Source organism: Azotobacter armeniacus (assembly GCF_054779355.1).
The window spans coordinates 1-14,548 of sequence record NZ_BAAGYK010000123.1; the positions used below are offsets into that span (position 1 = coordinate 1).

Consider the following 14,548-nt stretch of genomic DNA (forward strand, 5'->3'; position numbering starts at 1 on the left):
GCAACAAGCCTTCGATTTGTTTGAATTGCTCGGCGGTCAGTTGCATGGCACTCGGTCTCAACACTATTTGCTGCATTATAGCAAATAGTGTTAACAGGCCCTAGTGACGTGAGCACCGACTCGGATGGCAGATCTCCAGTCATCCGGCTGGAGGGCTGGACTTCAAAACATGCGGCTGCAGCGAAATTCACACCACATAGAAGAAAATCGCCACGAAATGCAGCAGACTGCCCGCCATGACGAATAGGTGCCAGATGCCATGCCAATGGCGGAAGCGGCTGTCGAAGGCAAAGAAGACGATGCCGACGGTGTAGAAAACCCCGCCCGCCACCAGCCAGGTAAAGCCCTCACTACCCAGGGCGGCGATCAGCGGCTTGATCGCCACCAGAATCAGCCAGCCCATCACCGCATAGATCACGAGCGAGAGAATCCGCGCCTCGGAGCGCTGCTTGAATTCCTGCAGCATGCCGAACAGTGCCAGCCCCCAGATGGTTCCCAGCAGCGGCCGACCCCAGGATACAGGCAAAGTCACCAGACAAAACGGCGTGTAGCTGCCGGCAATCAACAAGTAGATCGACAGATGATCGAGCTTGCGCATGATCACCTTCGCTCGCCCTCGCAGGCTGTGGTAGATCGTCGAAATGCTGTAGAGCAGCAGCAGGGTGGCGCCATAGACCGCACTGCCGACGATCTTTTGTGGAGTGCCATCCAGGCTCGCTACCACCAGTAGCCAGACCATGCCGACCAGGGCCAGGATCGCACCGACCAGATGCGTCCAGGCGTTGAGTTTTTCGCCGTGATACATACCTGTTCAACCTCAAAGGCGATGCAGACTGCAATCGATACCCGCTTGAGTTGGACATCACTAGTGGCCTGTCGAGATGGCGCAGCGGCAATCGTCTGGCCTTGGACGACTGCCAACGGTAAAGCCGAGCGCTTCATCTCCCTGTCACAGCATGAACGATCCCTTCTCGATAGACAGGCTATTTGTGCGAGAAGTTGTTCAAGCAATTACCACGCCTCCAGTTGATAGCTGGCCTGGTTTTCTCGTCGGCCGTGCTGTGCTTGAGGTCCATGGGCTGGTCTAACCAGCAAAGCTGAGGACTCTCGCCATGCATGAAGACCAGCAGGGAAGCTCTGATTTCGCCCGGCTGCCCCATGAGTCCATTCATCGGATGACAAAACCGCCTGCCCGGTTCCTGCGCATCGAGGCCGTCGCCGGTGCCGTTCTGCTGTTCTTTACGGCCGCTGCCGTAGGTCTTTCCAACTCACCCTGGACCCAGGCCTTTCTGGGCGTATGGGAAACTCCGCCAGGGCTTCAGGTCGGCTCACTGGACTTCGTCCGCTCCATTAAGGATTGGATCAGTGACGGGCTGATGACGCTGTCCTTCTTTCTCCTCACCGTGGAGCTCGAGCGGGAGCTGATTCTGGGTGAATTGCGCCATTCGCGCATGGCTGCATTGCCGATCTCGGCGGCTCTGGGTGGCATGGGGGTACCGGCAGCGCTGTACCTGCTCCTGCAGTCGGGCCAGGCCGGCGAGGGGGGGGCGGTCATGGCCACCGATACCGCCTTCTTGATTGGCTGCCTTGCGCTGCTGAAATCGCGCATTCCGCAAAGCTTGCGCGTATTCATGCTTTCGCTGGCGATCGTCGATGACATTGGCGCCATCCTGGTGGTCACCATCGGCTATGGCGATCACCTTGCCTGGAATGCACTCGCTTTCGCTGCAGTGGGTATTGCCATCGTTCGCCTGATGACCCTCGTCGGCATTCGCAGTATCCAGCTCTATGTCCTGGCGGGCGGCTTCATCTGGTTCGCCGGCCGAACGGATCCAGATCACCCTGCATCCGTGGGTAGCCTATGTCGTCATGCCGCTCTTTGTTTTCGTCAGCGCCGGGGTGCCGCTGTCCCTGGGCGATCTCGGCGACTCCATCACCATCGCGGTGTTTATCGGATTCGCTCTTGGCAAGCCTGCCGGCATCCTGGCATTCACCTGGCTGGCGCTGCGCCTGGGTGCGATAAAGCCTGCGGAACTTGAGTGGAAGCTGCTGGCCGGCGGCAGCATCCTCGCCGGAATCGGCTTCACCATGGCGCTGTTCATCAGCAACCTGGCGTTCGACAGGAGCCTGCTCAATCAGGCCAAACTGGGAATCTTCCTCGCCTCCCTCTTCTCCGCCGCTGTCGGCCTTGCGCTGTTGTTCTGGGTGACCCGACAGAGAAACCACGAAATTTAAAGCGTCCAGGGCAGCCGGTGGTCCGCTTTGCGGCCGATCTCTCCCGGACCCGGAGCGCGACTGCCCGGTTCTCCCCGTCGGCAGCAACTGCCGTGGCTGTCGAGCGCGACACTCACCGTCGTCCTCAACTGGCACAATGGCGTCCTTCTTTGCGCAAGGGAGCAGGGCATGCAGGGTGACGAGGGGCTGACTGCGGGGCTGATGGTGGTGCACGGCAACCGCCTGGAGGAGCTGCGCGAGCTGGTGGTGGAGTGGATGCGGCTGCATCCGCTGGCGCCGCTGGAGAACGAGGTGGTGCTGGTGCAGAGCAACGGTATCGCCCAGTGGCTGAAGCTGGCGCTGGCCGGGCAGGACAGTTGCGGCATCGCCGCGGCGATCCAGGTCGAGCTGCCGGCGCGCTTTCTCTGGCGGACCTATCGCGCGGTGCTGGGCAGCGACAACATTCCCCAGGAGTCACCGCTGGACAAGGCACCGTTGACCTGGCGGCTGATGCGCCTGCTGCCGGGCCTTTTGCAGGGCGAGGCGTTCGCCCCGCTGAGCCGCTTCCTCGCCGACGACGGCGACCTGCGCAAGCGCCACCAGTTGGCCGAGCGCCTGGCCGACCTGTTCGACCAGTACCAGGTGTACCGTGCCGACTGGCTGGCCGACTGGGCTGATGGCCGCGACCGGCTGCACAGCGCGCGCAGCGGCGTCCGGGCGCTGGACGAGGCGGTGCGCTGGCAGCCGGCGCTGTGGCGCGCGCTGCTGGAGGATGTCGGCCGGCAGGCGCTGGCCGCGAGCCGCGCCGGCGTGCACCTGCGCTTCGTCGAGCGCCTGCGCGGCCTCGACGCGCCGCCACCCGGCCTGCCGCGCCGGGTGATCGTGTTCGGCATCTCCTCGCTGCCGGCGCAGACCCTCGAGGCGCTGGCCACCCTGGCGCGCTTCAGCCAGGTGCTGCTCTGCGTGCACAACCCCTGCCAGTATCACTGGGGCGACATCGTTCCCGACCAGGACCTGCTGCGCCACCAGTACCGCCGCCAGCAGCGCAAGGGCGGCATGGCGCCGGGGCTTTGTGCCGAGGATCTGCACCAGCACGCCCACCCGCTGCTGGCCGCCTGGGGCAAGCAGGGCCGCGACTACATCAACTTGCTGGACATGCACGACGACCCCGAGCACTACCGCGAGCGCTTCGCCGTCCTCGGCGGCCGCATCGACCTGTTCGGCGAGGGCGACACCACACACCAGCTCGGCCAGCTGCAGGACGACATTCTCAACCTGCGTACCCTGGCGGAAACCCGCAACACCTGGCCGCCGGTCGATCCCAAGGCCGACCGCTCGCTGCGCTTTCATATCGCCCACAGCGCCCAGCGCGAAGTGGAGATCCTCCACGACCAGTTGCTGGCGCGCTTCGCCGCCGATCCCAGCCTGCGCCCGCGCGAGGTGATCGTCATGGTCCCGGACGTCAATGCCTACGCGCCGCATATCCAGGCGGTGTTCGGCCAGTACGCCCAGGACGACGCCCGCTACATCCCCTTCACCCTCGCTGACCAGGGGCAGCGAGGCTGCGATCCGTTGCCGATCGCCGTCGAACAGCTGCTGAGAGTGCCGGAAGGCCGGCTGACCGTCAGCGAGGTGCTCGACCTGCTCGACGTGCCGGCGCTGCGCGCGCGCTTCGCCATCGACGGCAGCGAGTTGCCGACCCTGCGCCGCTGGATCGAGGGCGCCGGCATCCGCTGGGGCCTGGACGCCGAACGCCGCGCGGGGCTGGGCCTGCCGGCGGACCTGGAGCAGAACACCTGGCGCTTCGGGCTGCGGCGCATGCTCCTCGGCTACGCGATGGGCAGCGGTGCGGCCTGTGCCGGCATCGAGCCCTTTGATGAGATCGGCGGGTTGGAGGCGGCGCTGATCGGCCCACTGGTGCAATTGCTGGATGCGCTCGACGTCCTGCACCGGCGCCTGGCCAAACCCGCCGCGCCGGCTGCGTGGGGGCGCATCCTGCAGGCCATGCTCGACGACTTCTTCCTGGCGCAGAGCGAGCGCGACGAAACCCTGCTCGGCCAGCTCACCGAGGCGCTGGAGGACTGGCTGGAGCTGTGCGCCGGCGTCGAGCTGGAGGAGCCCCTGCCGCTCGGCGTGGTCCGCGAGGCCTGGCTCGGCACGCTGGACCAGGGCCGCCTGAGCCAGCGCTTCCTCGCCGGCGCGGTGAACTTCTGCACCCTGATGCCGATGCGCGCCATCCCGTTTCGCGTGATCTGCCTGCTCGGCATGAACGACGGCGACTATCCGCGCAGCCAGACGCCGCTGGACTTCGACCTGATGGCCGGCGACTACCGCCCGGGCGACCGCTCTCGCCGCGAGGACGACCGCTACCTGTTGCTCGAAGCGCTGCTCGCCGCGCGCGAGCAGCTCTACGTCAGCTGGGTGGGGCGCAGCATCCGCGACAACTGCGAGCGGCCGGCGTCGGTGCTGCTCGGCCAGCTGCGCGACCATATCACCAGCGGCTGGACCCTGGCCGGCGGCGGCGAGCTGCTGGAGGCGCTGACCACCGAGCACCCGCTGCAGCCGTTCAGCCGCCGCTATTTCGAGGGCGACGGCGCGCTGTTCAGCTACGCCCGCGAATGGGCGGCGCTGCACCGCCAGGGCGCGGAAACCGGGGAGGCGCGCGAGCTGCCGCCGTTCGAGCCGGACGGCACGCTGGCCCTGGAAACCCTGCAGAACTTCCTGCGCGACCCGGTCAAGCACTTCTTCACCCAGCGCCTCAAGGTGCACCTGGACGAGGAGGCGCAGGCGCAGCTCGACGAGGAGCCCTTCGGCCTCGACGGCCTGGAGCTGCACCAGCTGCGCCAGACCCTGCTCGACGCCGCCAGCCTGGCCCTGGAGGACGACCCGGCGCAGGTCGAGCCGGCGTTGCAGGCCGCAGCCCTGCGCCTGCAGCGCAGCGGCCGGCTGCCGCTGGCCGGTTTCGGCGAGCGGCTGCGCGAGTCCGTGCTGAAGCCGCTGCCGGAGCAGATCGGGCGCTACCGGGCACTCTGCGCGGACTGGCCCGAACGCCTGGACTCGCCGAAACCCTTGCAGTTCGCGCATGCCGGTGTCGAGCTGCAGGGCTGGCTCGGTGGCCTGCGCCGCAATGCTGGCGAAGCGCTGGCGCGCATCGAGCTGCAGCCCGGCGACCTCCGGCGCGGCAAGGACGGCTGGAAGTGGCACCGCCTGCTCAGGCCCTGGGTGGCGCATGTCGCCGCCACGGCCTGCGACGTGCCGCTGACCACACTGCTGGTCGGCGAGGATGCCAGCCTCAGGTTCGCCCCCGTCGAGCGGGAGGAAGCCCGGCGGATCCTGCGCCTGTGGCTGGAAGCCTGGCGCGCCGGTCTGGAGGCGCCGCTGCCGGTGGCGCTGAACACCGCCATCGCCTGGCTGCTCAATGTGGACGATGAGGCGAAGGCCGGAGAGGCCGCTTGCAAGGCCTATGAGGGCGGCTACAACCACGGCGGCGAGGCGGCCGGCAGCGCCAGCCTGGCGCGCCAGTACCCGACCTTCGCCGCCCTGGTCGCCGATGGCGATTTCTACGAATGGAGCCGCGACCTCTATCAGTCGCTGCTCGATCACCAGCCCGAACCACTCATGGAGGAGACCCGCGCATGAGCCTGCCGACGACCCCCGCACGCCCGCTGGCGCTGCGCTTCCCGCTGCACGGCAGCCGGCTGATCGAGGCCAGCGCCGGCACCGGCAAGACCTTCACCATCTCCGCCTTGTACCTGCGCCTGGTGCTTGGCCACGGCGGCGCCGAGGGCTTCGCCCGCGAACTGCTGCCGCCGGAGATCCTCGTGGTGACCTTCACCGACGCCGCCACCCGCGAGCTGCGCGACCGCATCCGCGCGCGGCTGGTCGAGGCGGCCAGGGTCTTTCGCGGGGAGGAAGACGGCGACGACCTGCTCCGGCAACTGCGTGGCGACTTCGCCGCCGAACAGTGGCCGGCCTGCGCGCGCCGTCTGGACATCGCCGCGCAGTGGATGGACGAGGCGGCGGTGTCGACCATCCACGGCTGGTGCCAGCGCATGCTGCGCGAGCACGCCTTCGACAGCGGCAGCCTGTTCACCCAGACCCTGGAGACCGACCACGGCGAGCTGATGGCCGAGGTGGTGCGCGACTACTGGCGCCGGCACTGCTACCCGCTTTCCGGCGCGGCGCTCGGCTGGGTGATGCAGCACTGGGAACACCCGGACCGGCTGTTGAAGGAGCGGCTGCGCCCGCTGCTCGGCGAGCCGGCCACGGCTCCGGTCGAGACGCTGGGCGCGCTGCTGGAACGCGCGCTGGCCGAGCAGGCCGGCGAGCTGGCCAGGCTGAAGGAAGGCTGGGGCGGCTGGGCCGATGAACTGGAGCAATTGCTCGATGCGGCGGTGAAGGCCAAGCAGGTGGACGGGCGCAAGATCCAGGCGCGCTACTACCAGCCGTGGTGCGACAAGCTGCGCGCCTGGGCTGCCGGCGACGAGGCGGCCCTGGACCTCGGTACCGGCTTCACCCGCCTGACCCCCGACGGCCTGGCCGAAGCCTGGAAGGGCTCGCCGCCAGTGCATCCGGGTCTCGACGCCATGCGCCTCCTGCCGGGCCGCCTGAAGGCGCTGCCCGGCCCCGCCGAGCCGGCCCAGCGCCACGCCGCCGCCTGGGTGTGCCGGCGCTTCGAGCAGGAGAAGCGCCGCCGCGCCGAGATGGGCTTCGACGACATGCTGACCCGCCTGGACGCCGCGCTGCAGGGCGACAACGGCGAGCGCCTGGCCGGGGTGATCCGCAATCAGTTCCCGGTGGCGCTGATCGACGAATTCCAGGATACCGACCCGCTGCAGTACCGCATCTTCGACCGCATCTACGCCATCGAGAGCAACCGCGCCGACTGCGGCCTGTTCCTGATCGGCGATCCCAAGCAGGCGATCTACGCCTTCCGCGGCGCCGACATCCACACCTACCTGCGCGCCCGCTACGCCACCGAAGGCCGCCACTACAACCTGGACACCAACTTCCGCTCCAGCACGGCGCTGGTGGCGGCGGTCAACCGGGTGTTCCGGCTGGCCGAGGCGCGTGAGGCCGGGCGCGGCGCCTTCCTGTTCCGCAATGGTGAGGTCAACCCGCTGCCGTTTTTCGAGGTGCATGCGCAGGGCCGTAAGGAGGTCTGGCAGGTGACGGGCGAGCCGTCGAGCGCCCTGCATCTCTGGCATCTGGAAAGCGAGGAGCCGCTCTCCGGCGGCGCCTACCGCACGCAGATGGCCGCCCGCGCCGCCAGCGAGATCGCCCGGCTGCTCAGCCTCGGCCAGCAGGGACAGGCGGGTTTTGCCCGGGATGGGGAGTTGCAACCGCTGTGTCCCAGCGATATCGCCATCCTGGTGCGCGATTTCCGCGAGGCCGAGGCGATCCGCGGCCAGCTCGCCGCGCACGGGGTGCGCAGCGTCTACCTGTCTGACAAGGACTCGGTGTTCGCCAGCCCGGAGGCGCGCGACCTGCTGCTGTGGCTGCGCGCCTGCGCCGAGCCGGACGTCGATTGCCCGCTGCGCGCCGCGCTGGCCAGCCGCAGTCTGGGCCTGGAGTTGGCCGAGCTGGAGCAGCTCAACCAGGACGAGCGCATCTGGGAGCGGCGAGTCATGCAGTTCCGCGGCTACCGCCAGCGCTGGCAGCGCCAGGGCGTGCTGCCGATGTTGCACCAGCTGCTGCACGACTTCGACCTGCCGCAGCGGCTGATGGCGCGCTCCGACGGCGAGCGCGCGCTGACCAACCTGCTGCACCTGGCCGAGCTGCTGCAGCGCACCGCCGCCGAGCTGGATGGCGAGCAGGCGCTGATCCGCCATCTCGGCGAGCTGCTGGCCGGCGAGATCCAGGTCGCCGAGGAGCAGGTGCTGCGCCTGGAGAGCGACGCGGCGCTGGTGCGGGTGGTGACCATCCACAAGTCCAAGGGTCTGGAATACCCGCTGGTGTTCCTGCCGTTCATCTGCGCCTTCCGCGCGGTGGAGGGCGGCCAGCCGCTGCAGGTGCACGACGGCGAACGCCGCCGGCTGGTGCTGACGCCGGGCGAGGAGGAGGTGGCGCGAGCCGACCGCGAACGCCTGGGCGAGGAGCTGCGCCTGCTCTACGTGGCGCTGACCCGCGCGCGGCATGCCTGCTGGCTGGGCATCGCCGACCTCAAGGTCGGCAACGCCAAGCAGTCGCGCCTGCATGACTCGGCGCTGGGCTATCTGCTCGGCGGCGGCGCGCCGCTGGCCGACACGGCTGCGCTGGAGCAGTGGCTGGCGCCACTCGACGTGGCGGGCGAAAGCTGCGTGCTGGCGGCGCTGGAAGCCGGCGATGCGCTCTTTCGCGAGCAGGTGGCGGCCCGCGCCAAGCCGGTCTGGCGCACCCCGGCGCGGCGCGCCGCCGAGCACTGGTGGATCGCCTCCTACAGCGCCCTGCGCACCGGCGGGGCCGAGGAGGCGATGGCCAGCCGCTTCGACGACGCTGCGCCGGACAGCCCGGCGGCGCAGAAGGCCGCCGACGACGAGCGCGAGAGCGTCTTCGTGCCGCTGCGCGCGGGTGAGGTGCCGAGCCTGCACCGCTTCCCACGCGGCCCCAATCCCGGCACCTTCCTCCACGGCCTGCTGGAAATGGCCGGGCGCGAGGGCTTCGCCGCGCTGGCCGGCAACCCCGAGCGGCTGCGCGAGCTGATCGCCCGGCGCTGTCAGCTGCGCGGCATGACCGAGTGGATCAACCCCCTCGGCGACTGGCTGCTCGATCTGCTGACCACGCCGCTGGCGCTGGGCGAGGGTAACAGCGCGGCGCTGGCCGAGCTGTCCAGCTACCAGCCGGAGCTGGAATTCTGGTTCGAGGCGCGCAAGGTCGATGTGCGCAAGATCGACGCCCTGGTGCAGCGCCAGGTGCTGCCCGGTCTGCCGCGTCCGATGCTGGTGAAAGACCAGCTCAACGGCATGTTCAAGGGCTTCATCGACCTGGTGTTCGAGCACGCCGGGCGTTACTACCTGGTCGACTACAAGTCCAACTGGCTGGGCGAGGGCGACTCCGCCTACACCGTGGAGGCCATGGACGCAGCGGTCGCCAGCCACCGCTATGACCTGCAGTACGTGCTCTACCTGCTGGCGCTGCACCGCCAGCTGCAGTTGCGCCTGCCCGATTACGACTACGACCGGCACGTCGGCGGCGCGCTCTATCTGTTCCTGCGCGGCAGTCGCACGGGGGGGCAGGGCGTCCACCACGCCCGCCCGCCGCGCGCACTGATCGAGGCGCTGGATGCGCTGTTCAAGGGTGAAAAGGCGGAGGCCGTGGCATGAGCGAACAACTGTCCTTGGGGCTGGACGCCGTGGCGCCGGCCGCCAAACTGCAGGATGGCGCCAGCCTGCTGGCGCTGCTCGATGCCTGGGTCGAGCGCGGCTGGCTGCGCGCCCTGGACCGCGCCCTGGCCGGCTTCTTTCGCGAGCTGGACGAGGCCAGCCCGCCGCTGGCGCTACTCGCCGCCGCCCTGGCCAGCCACCAGCTCGGCCACGGCCACGTCTGCCTGGACCTGGCGGCGACCCTGGCCAACCCAGACTTCGCCCTGTCGCTGCCGCCGGAAGGCGAGGACGCCGCGCGCGCCACCCTGCTGCCCTCGGAGATCCTCGCCGGCGTCGAGCTGGCGCAGTGGCGGGCGGCGCTGCAAGGCAGCCGGTTGGTGGCGGTCGATGGCGCAGAGGCGGAAGCGCCGCTGGTGCTGCACGGCGAGCGGCTGTACCTGCGCCGCTACTGGAACTACGAACGGGCGGTGGCGGCGGCGATCGGCGCGCGGCTGGCCGATCGGCCGGCGCTGCCGGCGGAGCTGTCCGCCAGCCTGGCCAAGCTCTTTCCCGAGCCGCTGACGGTGGACGGCGAGCGCCTGACCGATTGGCAGAAGCTTGCCTGCGCGCTGGCCGCGCGCGGCAGCTTCAGCCTGATTACCGGCGGCCCCGGCACCGGCAAGACCACCACAGTGGTGCGTCTGCTGGCGCTGTTGCAGGCCCCGGCGCTGGCCGCCGGCCAGGCGCTGCGCATTCGGCTGGCCGCGCCCACCGGCAAGGCCGCCGCGCGGCTGACCGAATCCATCGGCGCCCAGGTCGCCTCGTTGCCAGTGGAGGAGGACGTGCGCAAGGCCATTCCCAGCGAGGTTACCACCCTGCACCGACTGCTCGGCAGCCTGCCGGACAGCCGCCACTTCCGTCACCACGCCGGCAACCTGCTGCCGCTGGACGTGCTGGTGGTCGACGAGGCGTCGATGATCGACCTGGAGATGATGGCCTGCCTGCTCGACGCTCTGCCGCGCCACGCCCGCCTGATCCTGCTCGGCGACAAGGACCAGCTCGCCTCGGTGGAGGCCGGCGCGCTGCTCGGCGACCTCTGTCGCGATGCCGAGGGCGGTTTCTACGCCGCCGACACCCGCGCCTGGCTGGAGGAGGTCGGCGGCGAAACCCTGGCCGATCCGGCGCTGCGCGAGGGCGACGCCGCTCGCCAGCCGCTGGCCCAGCGCACCGTGATGCTGCGCCACTCGCGGCGCTTCGGCAGCGGCTCGGGCATCGGCCGCCTGGCCCGCGCGGTCAACGCCCGCGACGCGGCGCTGGCGCGGACGATCCTCGCCGAGAGCGGCCGCGACCTGCACGTGCTGCGCTTGCGCACCGAGCAGGACAGGGCGCTCGAGCGCCTGCTGCTCGACGGTCTGCCGGCGCGGGACGACGCGAAGCCGCAGGGCTACGCCCATTACCTCAAGGTGCTGCGCGAGTCGCGCCCGGATGCCGACTGCCCGCCGGAGCATGATGAGTGGCGGAGCTGGGCCAGTCGTGTGCTTGCTGCCTTTGATACCTTCCAGCTGCTCTGCGCCGTGCGCAAGGGGCCCTGGGGCGTGGAAGGGCTCAACCCGCGCATCGCCACGGCACTGCACCAGCACGGCCTGCTCGAGAGCGACCAGGGCTGGTACGAGGGCCGACCGGTGCTGGTCACCCGCAACGACTACAGCCTGGGTCTGATGAACGGCGACATCGGTATCGGCCTGCGCCTGCCCGAGCCCGCTGAACAGCCCGGCGCGGCGCCGCACCCGGTGCTGCGCGTGGTCTTCCCGCGCAACGACGGCTCGGGCGGGCTGCGCTTCATCCTGCCCAGCCGCCTCAGCGCGGTGGAGACGGTGTTCGCGATGACCGTACACAAGTCCCAGGGCTCGGAATTCGCCCACACCGCGCTGATCCTCCCCGACACCCTCAACCCAGTGCTGACCAAGGAGCTGGTCTACACCGGCATCACCCGCGCCCGCCACTGGTTCAGCCTGATCGAAACCCGCCCCGGCGTGTTCGACGAGGCGGTGCGCCGGCAGGTGGAGCGGCGCAGCGGGCTGGTGGAGGCGCTAGTGGGGCAAGAGCGGCCTTCTCCCGTGAACGGGAAAGCGGAGTGGTGATGCGGGGCTGATTCGGCACGGATAGCCCCTCTCCCGCCTGCGGGAGAGGGGTTGGGGAGAGGGCGATTCATGGATGAGCGAATGCGTGACCGGGCCAGGGCTTTGCTGCGCGAGATGACTGAGGCCGAGCAGCGCCTGTGGTATTACCTGCGCGCTCACCGTTCTGGGGCTGAAGTTCAAGCGGCAAAAGCCGTTGGGCCGCTACATAGTCGACTTCGTCTGCATGGAGCTGCGCCTGGTCATCGAGCTGGATGGTGGGCAGCCTGTCGGGCAGGTGGCTTATGACCGGCTCCGGGATGACTGGCTGCAGGGACAGGGCTTCACGGTGTTGCGCTTCTGGAATCACGAGGCACTACAGCAGACAGAGGCAGTGCTGGAGCGGATACGTCTGTGGGTGGAGCAGGAGCGACCCTCTCCCCCGTGAACGGGAGAGGGGTTGGGGGGAGGGTTTTACCGAAATGCGCGGAAGGCCCCGTACTTCTAATGCGGGGATGAATAGCGCGGACGGCGCTAGCCGTCCCTCTCATGATAAAGTGCCAGCATGAAGCAGGCCAAGACCCTGAAGGTTCGCGTTCGAGACAAGCATGTTCCGCTGCTGCGCCAGAGGGCCCGCAGCATGAACTTCGTTGGAACTATCTGAACGAACTCAGCTCCCGAGCCATTCGGGAGCGCGGTCTGTTTCTGTCTGCCTACGACATGGACCGCTACACCCAGGGCTCCGGCAAAGAGCTGGGGCTTCATTCCCAGACGCTGCAAGAGGTGTCGCGGGAGTACGCCATGCGCCGCAAGCAGTTCAGAAAATCCCGTTTGGGATGGCGCAAGTCCCGTGGCGTGCGTCGCTCCCTGGGCTGGGTTCCGTTCAAGACTGGCGCTGCCAAGTGGAAGAACGGCCAGGTCTTCCACAACGGCGGCTACTTCAAGGTCTAGTGCAGTCGGCTTCTGACGTTCAGTGCAGTCCGCTTCTGAAAACGACAAAATCAAGGCATTGCGATTCTCGAAAAGGGTTCTTGAAACTCTATTCTTGATTGCATATCATCTCAACGAGTTTCGATAAGGAAAGGTGCCCATGCGACCCTCACTCGTGCTTGACCTCAAGCGAAGTGCCATCCGTGAAGCGGCGAGCCGCTTTCGTGTGGCGAACCCGCGTGTCTTCGGCTCAGTGGTTCGCGGCACCGACCAGGACGGCAGTGACCTCGATCTACTGGTCGATGCACTGCCGGGCGCAACGCTGTTCGACTTGGGTGGTCTGCAAGTCGAACTGGAATCGCTGCTGGGCATTCACGTCGATCTGCTGACCCCTGCCGACCTGCCGCCGAAGTTCCGGGCCAAAGTGCTCGCGGAAGCACGGCCGGTATGAACGAGAACCGCCTTCCCGACTACCTTGACCACATGCAGCAGGCCGCAACGGATGCGTGCGCATTCGTGGAGGGTCTGGGCAAAGCTGATTTCCTTGAGGACAAGCGCACCCAGCAGGCCGTCATCATGAGCCTCATCATCATTGGTGAGGCGGCGACGAAGCTGATGGACAGCTACGCCGAGTTCACCCAGGCGCATGTGCAAGTGCCGTGGCGCAGCATGCGTGGCATGCGTAACCGCATTGCTCACGGCTACTTCGACATCAACCTCGATGTGGTGTGGGAGACGGTGCGGACGGCGCTGCCGGAGTTGCTGAAACAACTGCCAGCCGTGCGTCAGGATGCCGACGATGAAGACCGCAACGACTATGGGATGGAACCATGATCGGCTGGCGGATCGTCAATCAGGTGCACACCATCGAGGCATGGGATCAGTCATGACAACGCGCCTGATCTACACCGCCAAACAGTGGGCACGCACCATAAAGCGCGACGTGCATGCGGTATGGCTTGCTGCCCGCGATCCCCGCACGCCTTGGCTCGCCAAGGTACTCGCGCTGGCGGTTGCCGCCTATGCCGTCTCGCCCATCGACTTGATTCCTGACTTCATCCCGGTCCTTGGCTACCTCGACGATCTTGTCATCGTGCCGCTCGGCATCCTTCTGGTCGTTCGCCTCATCCCGCCCCAGCTGATGGCCGAGCATCGAGAAGTCGCAGCCAAGGCGACCGAGCGCCCCGTCAGCCGTTTCGCTGCGGGCCTCATCATTGCTCTCTGGATTGCCTGCGCCGTCCTTCTGGCGAGAGCGTTCCTATGAGTCGTCGCCGTCGCAAAACTCAAACGCATCACGAACCGGCGGTAGACAAACCATGCTGATCGGCTATGCGCGCGTTTCGACGCAGGATCAGAACCTTGAGTTGCAGCGGGAAACCTTGACCAAGGCCGGGTGCCAGAAGGTCTTTGAGGACAAGGTGAGCGGCACGCGGGCCGACCGCCCCGGCTTGGCCAAGGCGCTGGAAATGCTACGCGAAGGCGACACCCTTGTGGTCTGGAAGCTGGATCGCTTGGGCCGTAGCGTCAAGCAACTGGTCGATCTGGTCGGGGAGCTGCACAAGCAAGGCGTCCAGTTTAAGAGCCTGACCGACGCCATCGACACCGGCACGCCATCTGGCCGGTTCTTCTTCCACGTCATGGCCAGCCTCGCCGAAATGGAGCGCGAGCTGATCGTCGAGCGCACCCGCGCTGGGCTGGATGTAGCGCGGCAGCTTGGCCGCAAGGGCGGTCGCAAGCCCAAGATGACCGACAGCAAAATCGAGTCGGCGAAGAAGCTGCTGGCCAGCGGTGTTCCGCCCAAGGACGTGGCCAAGAACCTCGGCGTGTCTGTTCCTACGCTGTACCGCTGGGTGCCAGCCTCTGCGCACGCTTAGCGTGCTTTATTTTCCGTTTTCTGAGACGACCCCTTCCTGAGTAACTGGAAAAGCCGCAGAAGCGCCCCAGCACAAGCCTGCCGGCAAGCAACAGCAGGCCTCCAATGGTTGCTATCAACGTACGCAAGATGCT

Annotated in this window: 9 protein-coding genes and 2 pseudogenes; 10 read left to right on the plus strand and 1 reads right to left on the minus strand. The window is 67.6% G+C overall.

What is annotated here, in order from left to right; genetic code table 11:
- Nucleotides 1–187: 187 nt before the first annotated feature.
- Nucleotides 188–805, minus strand: coding sequence for a PAQR family membrane homeostasis protein (trhA, locus tag ACYVD0_RS17030; RefSeq protein ID WP_460427916.1), 618 nt, complete (start codon nucleotides 803–805; stop codon nucleotides 188–190).
- Between the two features lie 370 nt (nucleotides 806–1,175).
- On the opposite strand from trhA, the pseudogene ACYVD0_RS17035 reads away from it, so the two are divergent.
- From ACYVD0_RS17035 to ACYVD0_RS17080, 10 genes and pseudogenes are all read left to right on the plus strand, one after another.
- Nucleotides 1,176–2,235: pseudogene (locus tag ACYVD0_RS17035) on the plus strand (Na+/H+ antiporter NhaA).
- Between the two features lie 168 nt (nucleotides 2,236–2,403).
- Complete coding sequence (gene recC / locus ACYVD0_RS17040; RefSeq protein ID WP_460427917.1) at nucleotides 2,404–5,853, plus strand: exodeoxyribonuclease V subunit gamma; 3,450 nt, start codon at nucleotides 2,404–2,406, stop codon at nucleotides 5,851–5,853.
- Nucleotides 5,850–9,515, plus strand: coding sequence for an exodeoxyribonuclease V subunit beta (gene recB, locus ACYVD0_RS17045; RefSeq protein WP_460427918.1), 3,666 nt, complete (start codon nucleotides 5,850–5,852; stop codon nucleotides 9,513–9,515). Before recC ends, recB begins: the two co-directional genes overlap by 4 nt.
- A complete protein-coding gene (gene recD, locus ACYVD0_RS17050) occupies nucleotides 9,512–11,635 on the plus strand; it encodes an exodeoxyribonuclease V subunit alpha (RefSeq protein ID WP_460427919.1) in 2,124 nt (707 codons plus the stop codon). The genes recB and recD overlap by 4 nt, the downstream gene beginning before the upstream one ends.
- A gap of 81 nt (nucleotides 11,636–11,716) precedes the next feature.
- Nucleotides 11,717–12,059: pseudogene (locus tag ACYVD0_RS17055) on the plus strand (endonuclease domain-containing protein).
- Between the two features lie 272 nt (nucleotides 12,060–12,331).
- Nucleotides 12,332–12,562, plus strand: coding sequence for a hypothetical protein (locus ACYVD0_RS17060; protein WP_460427920.1), 231 nt, complete (start codon nucleotides 12,332–12,334; stop codon nucleotides 12,560–12,562).
- A 139-nt stretch (nucleotides 12,563–12,701) separates the two neighbouring features.
- The gene (locus ACYVD0_RS17065) at nucleotides 12,702–12,992 is read left to right on the plus strand and encodes a nucleotidyltransferase family protein (RefSeq protein ID WP_460427921.1); all 291 of its coding nucleotides are present in this window, start codon (nucleotides 12,702–12,704) and stop codon (nucleotides 12,990–12,992) included.
- Nucleotides 12,989–13,375 (plus strand): HepT-like ribonuclease domain-containing protein, encoded by a 387-nt coding sequence (locus ACYVD0_RS17070; RefSeq protein ID WP_460427922.1) that lies wholly within the window; start codon nucleotides 12,989–12,991, stop codon nucleotides 13,373–13,375. The genes ACYVD0_RS17065 and ACYVD0_RS17070 overlap by 4 nt, the downstream gene beginning before the upstream one ends.
- Before the next feature lie 52 nt (nucleotides 13,376–13,427).
- Entirely contained in the window at nucleotides 13,428–13,805 is a 378-nt protein-coding gene (locus ACYVD0_RS17075) for a YkvA family protein (RefSeq protein ID WP_460427923.1), read from the plus strand.
- A 52-nt stretch (nucleotides 13,806–13,857) separates the two neighbouring features.
- Nucleotides 13,858–14,415 (plus strand): recombinase family protein, encoded by a 558-nt coding sequence (locus tag ACYVD0_RS17080; protein ID WP_131253004.1) that lies wholly within the window; start codon nucleotides 13,858–13,860, stop codon nucleotides 14,413–14,415.
- Nucleotides 14,416–14,548 lie beyond the last annotated feature (133 nt).

Bases quoted from the DNA above. Each gene is read 5' to 3' on its own strand.
- trhA (WP_460427916.1), bottom strand. From the start codon at position 805: ATGTATCACGGCGAAAAACTCAACGCCTGGACGCATCTGGTCGGTGCG.
- recC (WP_460427917.1), top strand. From the start codon at position 2,404: ATGCAGGGTGACGAGGGGCTGACTGCGGGGCTGATGGTGGTGCACGGC.
- recB (WP_460427918.1), top strand. From the start codon at position 5,850: ATGAGCCTGCCGACGACCCCCGCACGCCCGCTGGCGCTGCGCTTCCCG.
- recD (WP_460427919.1), top strand. From the start codon at position 9,512: ATGAGCGAACAACTGTCCTTGGGGCTGGACGCCGTGGCGCCGGCCGCC.
- ACYVD0_RS17060 (WP_460427920.1), top strand. From the start codon at position 12,332: ATGGACCGCTACACCCAGGGCTCCGGCAAAGAGCTGGGGCTTCATTCC.
- ACYVD0_RS17065 (WP_460427921.1), top strand. From the start codon at position 12,702: ATGCGACCCTCACTCGTGCTTGACCTCAAGCGAAGTGCCATCCGTGAA.
- ACYVD0_RS17070 (WP_460427922.1), top strand. From the start codon at position 12,989: ATGAACGAGAACCGCCTTCCCGACTACCTTGACCACATGCAGCAGGCC.
- ACYVD0_RS17075 (WP_460427923.1), top strand. From the start codon at position 13,428: ATGACAACGCGCCTGATCTACACCGCCAAACAGTGGGCACGCACCATA.
- ACYVD0_RS17080 (WP_131253004.1), top strand. From the start codon at position 13,858: ATGCTGATCGGCTATGCGCGCGTTTCGACGCAGGATCAGAACCTTGAG.